At 44.6% G+C, this 15973-nt stretch carries 17 protein-coding genes; 12 read left to right on the forward strand and 5 right to left on the reverse strand.

What is annotated here, in order from left to right; all coding sequences use genetic code 11:
• Positions 1 to 278: 278 nt before the first annotated feature.
• Positions 279 to 563, reverse strand: a complete 285-nt coding sequence (locus AAFP14_RS12775; RefSeq protein ID WP_341732633.1) for a YggT family protein — start codon at positions 561 to 563, stop codon at positions 279 to 281.
• A gap of 126 nt (positions 564 to 689) precedes the next feature.
• On the opposite strand from AAFP14_RS12775, the gene psbX reads away from it, so the two are divergent.
• The 5 genes from psbX to AAFP14_RS12800 all read left to right on the forward strand — a co-directional run bounded on the left by psbX (position 690) and on the right by AAFP14_RS12800 (position 4583).
• Positions 690 to 809: a photosystem II reaction center X protein gene (gene psbX / locus AAFP14_RS12780; protein ID WP_333272427.1), complete on the forward strand. Its 120-nt coding sequence runs from the start codon at positions 690 to 692 to the stop codon at positions 807 to 809.
• A gap of 457 nt (positions 810 to 1266) precedes the next feature.
• Positions 1267 to 2118, forward strand: coding sequence for a Ycf66 family protein (locus AAFP14_RS12785; protein WP_341732634.1), 852 nt, complete (start codon positions 1267 to 1269; stop codon positions 2116 to 2118).
• 20 nt (positions 2119 to 2138) lie between these two features.
• A complete protein-coding gene (locus AAFP14_RS12790; protein WP_341732635.1) occupies positions 2139 to 2330 on the forward strand; it encodes a hypothetical protein in 192 nt (63 codons plus the stop codon).
• Entirely contained in the window at positions 2327 to 3775 is a 1449-nt protein-coding gene (locus tag AAFP14_RS12795; RefSeq protein WP_341732636.1) for a trypsin-like peptidase domain-containing protein, read from the forward strand. Before AAFP14_RS12790 ends, AAFP14_RS12795 begins: the two co-directional genes overlap by 4 nt.
• Positions 3776 to 3977: 202 nt before the next feature.
• Positions 3978 to 4583, forward strand: a complete 606-nt coding sequence (locus AAFP14_RS12800) for a DVUA0089 family protein (protein ID WP_341732637.1) — start codon at positions 3978 to 3980, stop codon at positions 4581 to 4583.
• 94 nt (positions 4584 to 4677) lie between these two features.
• On the opposite strand, the gene AAFP14_RS12805 is transcribed toward AAFP14_RS12800, so the two are convergent.
• Positions 4678 to 4869: a chlorophyll a/b-binding protein gene (locus AAFP14_RS12805; protein ID WP_341732638.1), complete on the reverse strand. Its 192-nt coding sequence runs from the start codon at positions 4867 to 4869 to the stop codon at positions 4678 to 4680.
• Positions 4870 to 5074: 205 nt separating this feature from the next.
• Between AAFP14_RS12805 and AAFP14_RS12810 the strand changes: the two genes are divergently transcribed.
• The 5 genes from AAFP14_RS12810 (at position 5075) to AAFP14_RS12830 (ending at position 10500) form a co-directional block, all read left to right on the forward strand.
• Positions 5075 to 6814: a hypothetical protein gene (locus AAFP14_RS12810; protein WP_341732639.1), complete on the forward strand. Its 1740-nt coding sequence runs from the start codon at positions 5075 to 5077 to the stop codon at positions 6812 to 6814.
• A gap of 285 nt (positions 6815 to 7099) precedes the next feature.
• Positions 7100 to 7444 (forward strand): hypothetical protein, encoded by a 345-nt coding sequence (locus AAFP14_RS12815; RefSeq protein WP_341732640.1) that lies wholly within the window; start codon positions 7100 to 7102, stop codon positions 7442 to 7444.
• A 175-nt stretch (positions 7445 to 7619) separates the two neighbouring features.
• Positions 7620 to 9206 (forward strand): DUF1565 domain-containing protein, encoded by a 1587-nt coding sequence (locus tag AAFP14_RS12820; protein WP_341732641.1) that lies wholly within the window; start codon positions 7620 to 7622, stop codon positions 9204 to 9206.
• A gap of 156 nt (positions 9207 to 9362) precedes the next feature.
• Positions 9363 to 9695, forward strand: a complete 333-nt coding sequence (psb28, locus tag AAFP14_RS12825; protein WP_340520837.1) for a photosystem II reaction center protein Psb28 — start codon at positions 9363 to 9365, stop codon at positions 9693 to 9695.
• A gap of 298 nt (positions 9696 to 9993) precedes the next feature.
• A complete protein-coding gene (locus AAFP14_RS12830; protein WP_341732642.1) occupies positions 9994 to 10500 on the forward strand; it encodes a MogA/MoaB family molybdenum cofactor biosynthesis protein in 507 nt (168 codons plus the stop codon).
• Between the two features lie 190 nt (positions 10501 to 10690).
• Here AAFP14_RS12830 and AAFP14_RS12835 read toward each other — a convergent pair whose 3' ends face one another.
• From AAFP14_RS12835 to AAFP14_RS12845, 3 genes are all read right to left on the reverse strand, one after another.
• A complete protein-coding gene (locus AAFP14_RS12835) occupies positions 10691 to 11617 on the reverse strand; it encodes a hypothetical protein (protein WP_341732643.1) in 927 nt (308 codons plus the stop codon).
• A gap of 181 nt (positions 11618 to 11798) precedes the next feature.
• Positions 11799 to 12350, reverse strand: a complete 552-nt coding sequence (locus AAFP14_RS12840; RefSeq protein WP_341732644.1) for a GNAT family N-acetyltransferase — start codon at positions 12348 to 12350, stop codon at positions 11799 to 11801.
• 130 nt (positions 12351 to 12480) lie between these two features.
• Complete coding sequence (locus AAFP14_RS12845) at positions 12481 to 13428, reverse strand: class I SAM-dependent methyltransferase (RefSeq protein WP_341732645.1); 948 nt, start codon at positions 13426 to 13428, stop codon at positions 12481 to 12483.
• A gap of 312 nt (positions 13429 to 13740) precedes the next feature.
• Between AAFP14_RS12845 and AAFP14_RS12850 the strand changes: the two genes are divergently transcribed.
• Both AAFP14_RS12850 and AAFP14_RS12855 read left to right on the forward strand, forming a co-directional pair.
• The gene (locus tag AAFP14_RS12850; protein WP_341732748.1) at positions 13741 to 14643 is read left to right on the forward strand and encodes a hypothetical protein; all 903 of its coding nucleotides are present in this window, start codon (positions 13741 to 13743) and stop codon (positions 14641 to 14643) included.
• A gap of 194 nt (positions 14644 to 14837) precedes the next feature.
• Positions 14838 to 15776, forward strand: a complete 939-nt coding sequence (locus AAFP14_RS12855) for a glutathione S-transferase family protein (RefSeq protein WP_341732749.1) — start codon at positions 14838 to 14840, stop codon at positions 15774 to 15776.
• Positions 15777 to 15973 lie beyond the last annotated feature (197 nt).

Raw genomic sequence — 15973 nt, forward strand, 5'->3', positions numbered from 1 at the left:
TTTGAATTATTCACGATAAAATTTAGTGGAGGTGAAATCCACCGTCATATCAATCAAAAATCTATTCAATGACCAATGACTAATGACCAATGACTAATGACTGCTGACTAATGACTGCTGACCAATGACTAATGACCAATGACTAATGACTAATGACTAATGACTAATGACCAATGACTAATGACCAATGACTAATGACCAATGACTAATGACCAATGACTAATGACCAATGACTGCTGACCAATGACTAATGACCAATGACTAATGACCAATGACTCTCACATCATCATCGTCAGTAGCCCCTGCTGGCCGAGAATCATTTCTCGCAGCAAGCTACAGATGCCAACCCAAATAATCGGCGTAATGTCCACCCCGCCGATGGGCGGTACAATCTTTCTAGTAGCTGCTAAAAAAGGTTCCGTGGGCCAAGCAATCAGACTCAACGGCAGTCTACTGAGATTGACCTGGGGATACCAAGTCAAGACGATGCGAAAAATGAACAACAAAGTCATCAATACTAGGACAAAGCCCAGAATCCAGCTTGTAACGGTAATACCAGTCATAGAGTTATTGTGTCGAAATTTTAAGTTTTGTTAAGTCAGGTATTCATAATTTTAACTGTTTCCCTGGTGCGATCGAAAGTATAAAATTAATAAAAATCAAATTGTTGTAACAAAGGCTTTGAATCTATGACTCCTTCACTCGCGAATTTTCTGTACAGCCTGCTGGTGGGCGTTAGTGTGGTGGTAATTCCAGCAACGATCGCCCTAATCTTCATCAGCCAAAAAGACAAAATTAAGCGCACCTAAAACATCTGTAAAGATCCAAGTCCGGCGTCAAAGTCAATTGTCGGCTGTAGCGATGGCTTGACGTCGGGCATTTCCCTAGTTCCGAAACCTCGGCTGTAAGCAACTCAGAAGCCAAAACCTTCTAGAACTGCCAAGCTGAGGTTTTTTCCCGTTAACTGAGACCCCCGGAAAGTCCCTCGCTCTACCTGTAGCCCGGTGATATCAATTCCGGTTGTATCGGAATGGTTTAACCGCGAAGGCGCTAAGGACGCGAAGTTCGAGAAGAGAGAGTTTAATACAGGACGATGAAGACAGGATTTTATATGAGCTGTTCAGATTCAGTATTATGTCAATATTATGTGAATTCCCAAGCTGCAAAGCGGATGAGACCCTCATCCAGCTAAGTCGGAATAGCAGATTTAAGTAAAAATGTAAACATCTAACTCGCTAATATAGAACAGAAATAGGAGATAGGGTAATGGTTAATTTAGGATTAAACTGGAGCAGCCTGCTGGGGATCATCCTAGCAGTAGCTGGCGCGGGACTTTACTTTCTACGATCTTGGCGTCCCAAGCTAGCACGAGACCATGATATTTTTTTTGCAGCAGTAGGTCTATTGTGTGGGGGTATTCTATTATTCCAAGGCTGGCGGCTAGATCCAATTCTGGCCTTTGGTCAATTCATGCTCACTGGTTCCGCCATATTTTTTGCAGCCGAAAGTATTAAGCTGCGGGGAGCAACCACCGCCCAAGCCAAAAGTCGGGCACAATATATCGATGAAGATAGACCCGTCAGCAACGCCTACGGTTATGATGGCTACGATGCTGACATTGAGCAGCTAGAACCAGAGGAAGACTATCCCCAGCGTCCCCGGATTAGAGGTAGTCAAGATTATCGTGCTTCGCGGGAAGGCTACGATGACGAACCTCGCCGCCGTCCCGACCGTCGCAATAGCAGCATTGATATATCTAAACCCGATGGACCTGAGCGATCGTCCCGCAAACGTCCCTCTCGCCCCGAAAACCCTGCCCCAGAGCGATCGGACAGATCGGACAGATCGGACAGATCGGAGAGATCCGACAGATCGGACCGTTGGGACATTTCAGACAATCCCGATGAAAAACCGACTCGCAGCCGTAACAGCCGCCCGCCAACTTCCGATAACCGCAGCGATGGGACACCGAGAACCAAAAAAACTCGTCCCGCCGAAGGAGGGAAGTCTCGCCCCAGTAGCCGCGATTTGCAACCACCACCCTCAGATTACGTGGAGTATCGACCAGTAGAACACCCGGAAGACCAACCGGATAATTCCCCCAATTTCGACAACTAGGGGAAGTGCTAAGTAGATGGGTGAAATTTAATATTTCTGGTGTCAATATCACCGGAAAAATACCAGTTACATTTGATTTATGCCCATCTACTGGCGATCGCGATCGGAGAATTACGATCCAAAAAACTGTGAATGGGGAGTGTGAAACCGCCGATCGACGCACAGACAACACAGAGCACAACCGACAGCTAAATACTCATCGATCGCCATGAATTTCAAACTTTTAAGTTTAGCAATATCGGGAATTTTAACAATGGGGGTTTCAGCCAGCGCCACCGCCGTTGTTACCACATCCCCTGTGCAGTCATCACCAGATGTTACTGAATTTAAGTCGCTGGATAGACAGGGTGCGATCGCCCAAAATATCGAAGAACAAACTAATATTCGCGTTTACGAACGAGCCAGTCCGGCAGTTGTTACCGTCGATACAGATAAATCCAACGGTAGTGGCACAATTATCAGCCCCGACGGCATGGTTTTAACCAACGCCCACGTTGTTGCCGCAGGCGGTACTGTGAATATAATTTTGTCAGATGGCAAAAAAGTCCCAGCCGATGTCATTGGATTCGGGGAAGAAGGCTTAGATTTAGCCGTAGTTAAAATGCGGGGTCAAAACAATTTGCCCACAATTCCTTTAGCCCGTCCTGGTTCGGTGAAAGTGGGACAACAAGCATTTGCGATCGGCAATCCTTTCGGTCGATTTCAAGGTACTTTTACCGTCGGAATTGTCAGCCGCATCGACCAACAACGAAGCTTGATTCAAACAGACGCAGCCATCAATCCCGGCAATTCAGGAGGTCCACTGCTTAACAGTTCGGGAGAATTAATCGGAGTCAACACTTCTATTTTTACTCGCGGTCAGGGCGGAGGCAATATCGGCATCGGTTTTGCCATTTCCATAGACAAAGTACCCGCTTTCCTGACGGCGGTAAGAGAAGGGCGAGCTCCCCGCGTTGCTCAGAGACGATCGCCCTTTGGTAACAAATCACCAGAAAAACTCGCGCTCAACGGCCCCGCAATCAGTGGCAAACTCACCAACCAGTCTAGCGTTCTGCCGGGAGACAACAGCTTTTTCGACCTCTACTCCTTTGAAGGAAAAGCAGGTCAGCGAATCACAATTGAAATGAAAAGTCAAGAAATTGACCCTTATTTAATCTTGCTCGGCCCCGATCGACGACAAATCGCTCAAGATGATGACGGCGCAGGCAGTAACAATGCCCGAATTACAGTCAGGCTGCCAGCAGACGGCACTTACACCTTATTGGCAAATTCCAACCAGGCCAGGCAGTCGGGAGCTTATACACTAGAACTGAAAGCCGCAGCTTTTACCCAGGCGGCCAGGGCAATTTTGCAAGAAGAAGGTACTTTAGCTGCTGGCGCTCAGGTACTGCCCTCGGACAACAGTCTCTATCGCGAGTATACTTTTGAAGGTCGATCGGGTCAGTCTGTGGAGATTTCCCTCGAAAGTAAAGAGTTCGATCCCTATGTAGCTTTGTTTGGCCCTAATGGTCGATTAGTAGCAGAAAATGATGATGAGAGCGATGCGAATAAAAATGCGTCTCTAAGCGTTACTTTACCCGCTACTGGTCGCTATCGTGTCATTGTCAATGCTTACGACGCTTCGGGCCGGGGGCGTTACACTCTAACAGTCCGCTAAAAGTTGAAAATTAGTAATTGGGAATTAGTTATGAGTGGGGGGGGTAGGCACGCACCATCCACTACCCCTACAAACCCCTCGTTTGTTGGAGAATGAAACCGCCCTGGGGTAGGGGAGGGGTTCTTCTTCCTTCTTCCTTCTTCCTTCTTCTTTCTTCCTTCTTCCTTCTTCCTTCTTCCTTCATCAAAAACTGAGGTAATTCATGCGTCAAGTTAGATTTTGGGCGATCGCGCCAATTGCTCTACTAGCTACTGTTTCAGCCAAGCCCGTTGCTTCCTCGCCAATTTTCGATGCGAGTCGAGTTTTAGCGCCCGGTAATTCTACCCTAATTGCCGCAGGATTTTCTCAGAATGCCCCTCATACTAACAGGGATATTAATCATGTTTTAGCTCAGGCTACTCCGAAGTCTTCGCCATCAGCAATACCAACTCCCTCAGCTTTGCCTATTCCTGCTGCGGGATCGTCTAAAGTCATTTTGGAAAAACAAGGAGAACTGACTCCGGCGAAGTCTTCCGTACTGCCCTCAGACAGCAGTTTATATGACGAATATACCTTTGAAGGCACGACAGGCCAGACAGTAGTTGTTTCCTTAGAAAGTGGCGAGTTTGATACTTATCTGGCTGTCTTCAACTCCCAAGGCGAATTGCTTGCAGAAAATGATGATGCTACTGAGCAAAATTCCAATTCGGAATTGACTGTTACTTTGTCTGCCAGTGGTAGCTACAAAGTAATTGTCAATGCTTTTGATTCACCGCCAAAAGGTAAAGGCAAGTACAGTTTGATAGTCCGGGAAGTCATTAAAAATTAATGATTGATAAATCGATATTCTCTGAATTCAAACATCTACGCAGAAGGTGAAAATTGGATAATAATTTATTTTTCACCTTCCATTTTTTAGTGATTTAACGCAAACCTAGCCAGGTGAAAAAATTCTCGCCTGTGAAAAATTCTAGCAACAGAATTGCCACGAATCCCACCATCGCAAATCGTCCGTTGATTTTTTCCGCGTAGGCGTTCCAGCCAAAGGCAGGTTCTGCTTTTTCGGCTGACTCTGGGCTTGGTGGTGTTGGAGAAGCAGGAGTTTTAGATTTCATTGAAAAGTTATGAATGTTGAGTATTGAGTTAAAATTTTATAGCAAAAAGGTTAAATCATGACCATGCAACGGTCAACTACATAATATCAAATCCGTTGACATCATAATTATTATTTCTCTGTTCTCTTTCTCTGTGTCCTCTGTGTCCTCTGTGGTTTAATCATTCCGATACAACCAGAATTAATATAATATTATTTTTTACCCCATGTTCATCGCCCCCTTGCACAAATTTCTGACAGCCACAAATCATGATGATAAATCTCGATCGCCTACCATATTTTGGTTAGCTTTAAGCTTGACATTTGCCGCAATCTATGGTTTTTTAGGACTAAGACAAGCCTTCGGTGGCGAGTATGTCGTGCAAGACGACGCGAGACAACACGTTTTCTGGATGATGCGATTTGTCGATCGCCAATTGTTTCCCAACGACTTCATTGCTAACTACTTTCAATCCATCAGCCCCACAGGCTACAGCACGCTCTACAAAATAGCAGCCACAATTGGCATCTCTCCCCTATTATTTCACAAAATATTGCCGCTTTTCCTCAGCTTAATCTCCACTTATTACTGTTTTAGCATTGCTCTAGAAATACTGCCAGTGCCCATGACTGGATTTATTGCCTCTTTGCTGCTCAACCAACATATGTGGATGACAGACGATTTGGCTTCCACAACGCCCAGAGCCTTTATCTATCCGCTATTTCTCGCTTTTTTATATTATTTGCTGCGACGTTCCTTACTGCCCTGTTTAGGCGCGATCGCCTTAATCGGACTATTTTACCCTCCTTACGCATTGGTAGCAGCCGGTATCTTAGTTTTGCGGTTGCTGGATTGGGAAAAAGGTAGTTTGCGCTTGTCGCGCGATCGCACAAATTACCTATTTTGCACTACAGGTTTAGGAGTTGTGTTTTTAGTAATGCTACCCTATGCCCTAGATAAATCGGAATTTGGCCCCGCTTATACAGCAGCAGAAGCTAAAACAATGCCGGAATTTGCGCCCCAAGGCCGAAATGCTTTTTTTCGTCCAAATCCCCTAGATTATTGGTTGACTGGCCGGGGTAGTGGGATGTTTCCCAAGTCCCTGTTTACCCCCGTTACTCACTGTGCTGCATGGCTATTTCCGCTGCTATTGGTATGGCGATCGCACTTTCCTGTAGCCAAACAGATTCAAAGTAATATCTGGCTGTTGCTGCAACTATTTTTAGCATCCTTAGTCATGTTTCTTGCAGCTCATGCTACCATTTTTAAATTATATCAGCCGGGGCGCTATACTGCTTATAGCTTGCGATTTATTGTAGTGTTCTTAAGTGCGATCGCCCTAACTTTGCTCCTAGATGGAGTGGGAAATTGGGCCAAGACAACCGAAACCAAATTTAGCATCAAAAATCTAGTGGCAATCATCACAACAGCGATAATTGCTGTGGTAGTTGTGCTTTATCCCTGCTTAGTGAAGAAATTTCCTAGCGTTGGGTATGTAGAGGGTAAAATGCCCGAATTATACCAGTTTTTTGAGCAGCAACCGCCAGATATTTTGATTGCTTCCCTAGCGCCAGAGGTGGACAACCTGCCAACTTTTAGTCAGCGCTCGGTTGTGCTAGGAAAAGAATATGCAGTGCCTTATCAAAAAGGCTATTATACTAGATTTAGACAGCGAGTTAACGATTTAATTCGCGCTCAATATAGTCCCGATCGCTCTGTGGTGCAAAAGTTTATTAATCAATATGGAATAGATTTCTGGATGCTCGATCGCAATGCCTTGACTCTTGAGTATGTAAAGGATTACGGTTGGATCGAAGACTTTGATTCTACACCAGAGGCGATCGCCTCTCTCACACAAGGGAAAATTCCTGTGTTAGCTGAAGCAATGACAAATTGTGCAGTTTTTCAGAATGATTTTTTAGTGGTTTTAGAAACATCTTGCATTGCCAAATTGACTGGTAGTTAAGGTGAGGCAGAGCCTCTGGATATTGGTTCCCAGGCAGAGTGTGGGAACCAGAAAAGAGAAGATTCCGGTTCCCCCCTTATTAAGGGGGGTTAGGGGGGATCTAGACTGCGAAACCAACAAGAAAGATTATCGATTTAACCATCGACTTTTTTAATTTTAAGCACTGCATTTGGGAATTGCACCACGACCAACGCTGACTGTTAGGAGCGATCGCCCCATACGCTATAATTTCCATAGGAGATAATGGTGTAGCTCAATGACACAAGACGAAGAGGGTAGGCACTCTTGGCACTACCCCTACAAAATCATCGTTTTCCTGAGAATGAAACAGCCCTGGGCGGCACTTGGGAACAATTCAAGTTAATCCAGAAAGGTTCGGAAGATTCCCCTGGGGTAAAATTGTCTTTTTTTGCAGGTGCGATTGAAATTATAATGCCGGGATTCCAACACGAAAATTTTTCAGAAATCATTGGTTATCTGCTGACAACTTTTCTGCTAAAGCAAGGTATTAGGTTTTACCCTTGTGGTTCCATGACGCAGGAGAAAATGGGAGAAGTTTCAACTCAAGCAGATAAATCGTTTTGTTTGGGAAAACCTAAGTTGATTCCCGATTTGTCGATCGAGGTTTGACTTGCTAAGACGCTGTATTTTGATGGGCGAAACTGATTTGGCTGAAGCGGTTAAGGTTTTTGGGCAGGGAATTTCGACTGTCGGCGAAGGAAACAGAATATAGATCCGGGGTCAAGTTGGTAGAAAATGAAAATCATACAAATACTCGATCGCACCTTATCTCTTTAGCAAAAACATGGCAACACTATACGTCAACTCCGCCACAGGTTCCGATGCAGCCGCCGGTAGCCAAGGGGCCCCATTGAAAACTATAGCCCGCGCGATCGGTATCGCCCCCTACGGAACGATCGTTCAGCTAGCCAGCGGAACTTACAGCGCAGCCAGTGGCGAACAATTCCCCCTAGACATTCCCTCTGGAATCAAAATAATCGGTAATGAATCCAACAAAGGTAGCAGCATTATCATCCAAGGAAGCGGCAAATTTGTCAGTCCCAGCGCCGCTGGTCAAAATGTCACTATACTCCTAGGAACCGATGCCGAATTACGCGGAGTAACTGTCATCAATCCTGAGATTCGTGGCACCGCAGTTTGGATTGAATCAACTTCTCCCACTGTGGCTAACTGCACTTTGACTAAATCCAAGCGGGAAGGAATATTTGCCACCGGCACTGCTAATCCTGCTATTCTCGATAACATCTTTTTGGAAAACTCTGCCGCTGGCGTGATTATGGCTGGTAGCGCTAAAGGTGTACTCCGGCGCAATACTTTTCAAAATACAGGTTTTGGTATTTCTCTACAAGCTCAGTCCGCTCCTTTGATTGTGGAAAACCAAATTTTGCAAAATCGCTCTGGGATTGTCCTCGCAGGCGATTCACAACCAACTATACGCAAGAATCGCATTGAAAGAAATGTGGAAGACGGCTTGACAGTAGTGGGGAAAGCGATGCCTGATGTTGGTACTGCTCAAGATTTGGGTGGTAATGTGTTTGTCAATAACGGTGAATTTGACTTGCAAAACGCCACTGGGGTCAAAATTTTCGCCGTGGGAAATCAGATTAATTCCTCTCTGGTGAAAGGTTTAGTTGAGTTGGGCTCGGTGACACCAACTCCAACCCCAACTCCAGCGCCAACTCCAACTCCCGCCCCAACTCCAACTCCCGCCCCAACTCCAACCCCAGCCCCAACTCCAACCCCAGCCCCAACTCCAACCCCAGCCCCAACTCCAACCCCCACTCCCACTCCTGGCGGCATCAAGTTTAGCGACATCAGCACTCACTGGGCTAAGGATTTTATTGAACGTTTGACAAACATGAATATTATCAGTGGTTTTCCTAACGGCACTTTTAAGCCGGATCAAGGTTTGACAAGGGCTCAGTACGCAGCTTTGCTGGCGAAGGCTTTTGAACTTGCTCCTCGCCGGGATGCAACCAATTTTAAGGATGTGGCGGCGGATTTTTGGGCAAAAGCGGCGATCGAAAAAGCTAATCGGGCTGGCTTTTTGGCTGGATATCCTGACACTACCTTTCGCCCAAATCAGAATTTGACTAGGGCTCAGGCTGTTGTTTCTTTGGTAAATGGTTTGCAGCTTGTGGGCGGAAATCCCAATTCTTTGAGTGTTTACAGCGATCGCGCTTTGATTCCCAGTTTTGCCACCGCTCAGGTAGCAACGGCCACAGAGCGTAAAATGGTGGTGAATTATCCAGCGCGCGATCGCTTTTCCCCAGCCCGCGACATCACCCGTGGTGAAATATCCGCTCTCATCTACCAAACTCTAGTCGCCACCAATCGCGCCCAGCCTATTAATTCTCCTTACATCGTCTAGGAGTATGGGGAAGGGGGACAAGGAAGATTTGCAATCAAACTTGAGTCTGCTTTTTTCTCTTCTTCCCCTCTCCCAAGTCTCGATTTCCCTGTACCGAATCGTTTTATGATGGGATCTTAAGAAATTAAGTAATCATTAAGGTTCAATTGTCAAATTATGGCTACAATTCAATTTTCCCGTGGTATGGACGAAGATTCTGTGCCCGAAGTGCGTCTAACTCGTTCTAAAAGTGGCAGTCAAGGCACGGCTACTTTTATTTTTGAAAATCCCAAAGCTCTAACTACCAGTACCGAAGACATTACTGGGATGTACATGATTGACGAAGAAGGTGAAATCATAACTCGCGAAGTTAAGGCTAAATTTGTCAACGGTCAGCCTGCTGGTTTGGAAGCTCTTTATTTAATGAGAAGTAAGGAAGAATGGGAGCGTTTTATGCGTTTTATGGAACGCTACTCTGAAGCTAATGGCTTAGGATTTAGCAAGGCCTAGGTTATTTGTTGTTTGTTATTGGTTATTGGTTATTGGTTATTGGTTATTAGTTATTGGTTATTTGTGGTTGGTTATTTGTTATAATAACGAACAACACAAGAAGACAGCTACAACTAACAATAAACAACCCCCTAGATAACCAATAACCAACAACCCTTCGACCCTTCGCCTACACTCAGGGCGCGGCCAATAACCAACAACCCTTCGACTACGCTCAGGGCATCGCCAATAACAAATAACAAATAACCCATAACAAATAACAAATAACAAATAACAAATAACAAATAACTTATTTTATATGACGCAAATTCCTCATCCTGATTTATCTGAAATGACTGTGAACTGTGCTGTTGTTACTGTTAGCGACACCCGCTCGGCTGAAACAGACCAGAGTGGTGTTTTAATTAAGAAGTTGCTGAAAGATGCTGGTCATTCTGTGGTAGCTTACACAGTTATTAAAGATGATTCGGCAAAAATTATATTGCAGATTCAAGCTTTTTGCGATCGCGAAGATGTGGATGTGGTAATTTTTAGCGGCGGTACTGGTATTTCTCCGCGAGATACTACTTATGATGTGATGGAGAGTTTGCTGGACAGGATTTTGCCTGGTTTTGGGGAGATTTTTCGGTTTTTGAGTTATCAAGAAATTGGTTCTAGGGCGATCGCCTCTCGTGCTGTAGCTGGCGTTTATAAAGGCAAGTTAGTGTTTTCTCTTCCCGGCTCTAGTAATGCAGTGAAACTGGCGGTGGAGAAACTGATTTTACCAGAATTAGTTCATTTAGTCCAGCAGTTGCGGGGTGGGTGAGGGGTGAATATGCCGCGACAAATCCGATAGCGCCAGCATCTCCCTAACCTGTTATATCGTTTCTGGTTGTATCGGAATGATTAAACCTTACTAGAACACAGAGGACACAGAGAAAGAGAAGAGAGAAATCATAATTCCGATGTCAACGGATTTGATATCAAATATCTGACTAACTGAAAATTATTCAGAATTAACTTTCTAGCCTTTTGCTCCTTAGCCTCCATTCTATCTCATTCAAGAATGAGTTAATCAGACTTATTACTTCCTGACCTCCATCTTTAGGGAGTATTATTTGATAATAACCAAGTATCCCCCCACCTCCATCGTTATCCAAGATTTGTTGGTAAGAACCAAGTATAAAGGGACCGCGGTTGGTAAACAACAGACGGATATTCCGGTAGTTATTACGTCGATAGCGCGAGTCACCACCATAAATTCCAAATTTGTCAGAAAGTATTCCTAAATGCCCGTAAACCTGACTCTCGGCTCCTCTAAGTTGATTTAACAGCGATAATTGCCTGCGAAATCTTCCTAAGTAAATAACGGTAACAGTATTAGCTTTGACATCTAGTTCTAAGTAGGTAGACCCCTGGTAAAAAACGATGCTAATTCCTAGTATAAATAACAATAATCCCAAAGGTAAAAGGAAGAACATAAAAAAATTGCTGGCACTCTCATAGGATGCGTAGATATCGAGCTTCCATATTTTATCGCCATTATTCAATTTAGCTAAACCCGCGTTAATCGCTTGGATATTTTGAAGGTTATTAGATGTCGGTTCCAGAACCATCCAAGGTTTTGAACTGGTGAGGACAATGGTTTCGCCGTTCGGTGTCTGAGAGGCGATCGCCTTTTTAGTATGGGGAATTTTAATAGTATTTCCAGAGATAAACCCAGGAATTACATACTCGCAGTTTACAGCTTGCTGCTGTTTTTGACAGGTAAGAGTTCGAGGTAATCTAACTTCCCATATTATTGTAACAAATAATAAATTTAAGCAAGTAACAAAGCCAAAGTACATAAACATAAATACCCAAAATAATAATCCTGGAACTCTATGAATTACCAACAGATCGGGGTTGGGTTTGTGAGTAGTATATTTTGGTAAAATATTCATGATTTGAAATAAAAATGATCTGCTAGAAGAACCAGGGCGTTTGCTAACTTTCTGCCCTTAAGTGTTTTTACTACAAACTTATTCCTACGGTTTAACGACAAGCTCACCCGCCAGCGAAAGCGAAATGAGGAACGAACGGAGCTTTAGGCGGTGGGGTGCAGCGCCTTGTTCGGCCGTCGTTTTACCCCTTTATATCCAGTTCGCTCGCTAATATGCCATATTGTAAATCGTCATGGAATTGTCCCCCTTTGCAAAAGTGCTCGCGCGAGCATCCCTCGTAACTCATGCCAATTTTTTGCATCACACGGCCTGAAGCAGGATTACATTTAAGATGAGCAGCGTGAATACGATGGAGATTCAAGGATTTGAAACCGTAGTATAGAACTGCTTTTGCTGCTTCGGTGCAGTAGCCTTGACCCCAGTAAGGCTCACCGATCCAATAACCAAGTTCGGCATTATTATTCCTATTGTCTATGCCGAGTCCGATTGCACCACATAAGAGCATTCCTTCTCGAATGACTATGGCAAAATCGACGACTTCTCCCTTTTCATGCTTTGCTCGTTGAGAAGAAATCCACTGTTCTGCCATGCCATCCTGATATGGGTGGGGCATATTGAGTGTCGTCGCAGCCACTTCATAAGCCCCTGCCAATCGCTGCACGATAGGAGCATCTTCTAAAGTAAATGGCCTCAAAATAAGCCGTTGCGTTTGTAAAGTAGGATATATTTCCATAGGCAAAATCTTAATTCATGACGTGGCTGTATCCAATCAAGCTGCGCGCGACGGCAGAACTATTAATTGTACGGCTGTTGCGGTATAAGAGAGTTAAAAATTTTATTATACCGCACACATTTTTCAAACGTCAAACTTGACTATTTATTGCCTCAGCAACAATAGTCCGGTGTCTGGGAGTATTGCAAGTTATCGTCGGTGCTGCGAAACCACAATCTACCAAAGCCTGCTCAATATCCAACCCAAAATACTGATCCAAATAAGGCTCGGTACTCTTGAGCAAAGTCAAAATATAAGGAGGCATTTTGGCATAAATTTCAGATTTGGGATTCATATCCATAATAGTCAAATGTCCGCCATCGCGCAGCAAACGCCTCGCTTCTCGGAATATTTCCATCGTTGCCTTCTGCGGCAATTCGTGACAAACTAGAAAGATAGAAACTAAATCGAAAGCATTCCCAGGTAAACCTGTAGATTCAGCGGCAGCGTGTACCCAAGTCGGAGTTTTTTGGTTTGGTAATTCCGCTTTTTTTTGTTGGGAACGGTATTGAGCAACGGCTAAAAAATAAGGCGACAAATCCACACCGACAGTATTTGCTTCTGGGTAAACATCCTGCATAGCAAAGGTACTCATGCCCACGCTGCATCCCAAATCTACAATATCTTGGGGTGTTTGGGAAATCTGAGATTGGATAATTTGATGATAGCTTTCCCGCAGTTTAGCATCACCTTCGGCACCGGCTTCTGGCCAAATTCCGGCGTGAACTGCACGAGCGGCAACTTCGACTTCTGTGGCGGCTTCCCAACTCATATTGCCTTTTTCGTAGGCGTGAAATGAAGTTAGATAATATTTGGGGTAAACCAGATTGGGATTTTGGACGCTGAGCAATTCTGCATCCCAATTCCTAGCTAAAAGTGCTTGGGCATCTTGCCGCCAATGCACTCCTATTTTTTCGGCTCTTTTAATCATCATTTCTCGCGCTTGGTGTTTGGCGATATTAGCTAAAGGTTTGATGGAGAGTACGCCGTTTACTAAGCGCGATGCTAATCCTGGATTGGTTTTAACTTCAACAGTCATTTTTTAGATTTTTATTTTTTTCGGGATTGATTATAACATATATCGGCGATTTATGTGGGTCTATATAATGAAACTTAACTTTGTGAGGGCGAGTGAAGTGTGAATATTTTGCACCACAGAGGGCGCTCCAGAACGCAGAGGAGCCAGCAGAGTGCCAAGGCTGGAGTATTACAAAACTGGCTGTTGTCCTGTGGTAGTTGTTTGCATTTGTTTGCTTGCTTCGGGAGAGTTTACCGGGAATCTGGAATTGTATTTTCCAAAGTTGGAGTATTTGGAAGAACAGGTTTAAATATAGCTATTCTGGAGTTTGTGATGAGCAAGTCTATTGTGGAATTGGTTGACAATTTGCCTTCTGGTGGTATCACTGTGATGATGTTGAAGTCTCTCGATTTTGTGGTTCCTGGCCAATGGAATAATCTCACGGGTTTTGATAATACTATTCAAGTTGTTACAGGGGAAACTAAGCGCAAAGTAATTGAGAAAATTCGCGATCGCGCGATCGCACTTTATGCAAATCCCAACGAACCCTATCAAGCCTCTCTCCGACTTTACCAGTTAGCCGACAGTGCCGACAGTGCGTTAGGAGTCACGGCTATGGCTAATAAAATTGGCGAAAACATCGGCTTTCTTTCTTTTATCAACCGCTTGACTCCCAAGGCTGACACCACTCAGACGATCGACTTATGTGTCAAAGTGGCGATCGAGCTAATTGTCTTCTGTAAACTTAACAATATTTCCCTTGACAATATGGGAAATTTTGGTAATTATTTATCTCATTACAAAGACGAAGCTCTGATGCGGATGGCTGCTTTAGTCTGTGCTGATGGTTTAATTCCCCTGGGCCCGGACTTCCTGAGAGTAGCACAAAATACTCTAGTCGGGTTGAATCCTTCCACCTTGCAGCAAAACTCAACTTTCCAAAATATCAGCAACCTAATTCCCGGCGGTAGTGGTGCTGCAAAACTCGGATTTGTCAGCGCAACTTTTGCTTCAGCCCAAGGTTGGATGAACAATTTAGTACAGTCTCGTGGTTTAACTCCCGCTACTGTTTTGGGAAATCTTAAGCAATATGTTGATGTTACTGATGACAAGCTGGATTATGTGGCTGCGTTTTTAGATATGACTACTAATTATTACGAACATACTGGAATTCAAACTGTGGCTCGCCGATTGATCGATCGAGCTTATGCCGATATCACCTCTGGTAGAGTGTAGCAACTTGTTTTCAGGTGAGGAAAAGCAAGAGCGAGGCAGATTGCTCTTACTTTTCCCTCGTTTGAAGCCTGGATATCAATGTGATGTAAAATAAACAGATTATGTTTAGCAAATTACTTTGAATCCCTGGCGTGAAAAACAAATCACTTCCTTCATCAGTAACAGTCAAATTAGGCAAATTTGTCTGGACATCAATGTGGCAATTAATGATGTCAAAACTAGCACCGCCCGATCGCACCGGAGCATACATTCGCCCCAGCAGCAGTTTCCGCAATTTTGTCTCGACAGAAGCAAACAACCCTCACCAGCCCGCCACGGGACAATATCGCCTGTTTGTGGGTATGGGATGCCCGTGGGCGCACCGCACTCTGGTGACGAGAGCGCTCAAAGGACTCGAAGATGCGATATCGGTGTCGATTGTCTATCCCTCGGAAGGGGGAATGTGGGTGATGGAATCGGAGACTTTTGGCTGCAATACGATGCCGGAACTTTACCAGTTGGCATCACCGGGCTATCAGGGGCGGTGTACGGTACCTGTGTTGTGGGATGACTCGAAAAAGGCGATCGTTAATAACGAGAGTTCGGAGATTATTGTGATGCTAAACTCGGAGTTTAATGAGTTTGCTAGCAATCAAATGGATCTTTATCCTGTGGATGTGCGATCGCAAATTGACGAGTGGAATGAGAAAATTTACCAATCGGTGAATAACGGTGTTTATCGCTGCGGTTTCGCCCAATCTCAAGCTGCTTATGACTCGGCTTGCAGTGAATTGTTTGCTGTTTTGGACGAAATCGAGCGATCGCTCTCGATGAATCGTTATCTTTGTGGCGATCGGGTAACATTAGCAGACGTGCGACTATTTACTACTCTATTCCGTTTTGATGCAGTTTATTACAGCTTGTTCAAATGTAATGTGCGCCGCATTCAAGATTACGAGAATTTGGGCGCCTACCTGCGCGATTTGTATCAGTTACCGGGAGTTGCGGGTACTTGCGATTTGGAGGCTGTAAAACGCGATTATTACGGCAATTTGTTCCCGTTGAATCCCGGCTGTATTATTCCGGCTGGGCCCGATGTGGCGAATTTGCTCAAATCGCACGATCGCGCAGGATTCAGAAACCTGGTTTCTTAACTTAATCTAGGTGAGGATGCCAGAATTATCGCGTGTGGGGTTCAGAAACCGGGTTTTTTTGTAAAATATCATGAGGATGCAAAGATTACCGCAGAAACTCGGTTTCTCGGATGGGCGTGGGAGTCAGAAACCGGGTTTATTCGTAAAATATCGTCAGGAGGCGTAAATTCTCGCAGAAACTCGGTTTCTTGGATTAT

The organism is Microcoleus sp. EPA2 (genome assembly GCA_020882975.1).
In the GTDB taxonomy this organism is placed as follows: Bacteria; Cyanobacteriota; Cyanobacteriia; order Cyanobacteriales; family Microcoleaceae; genus Microcoleus.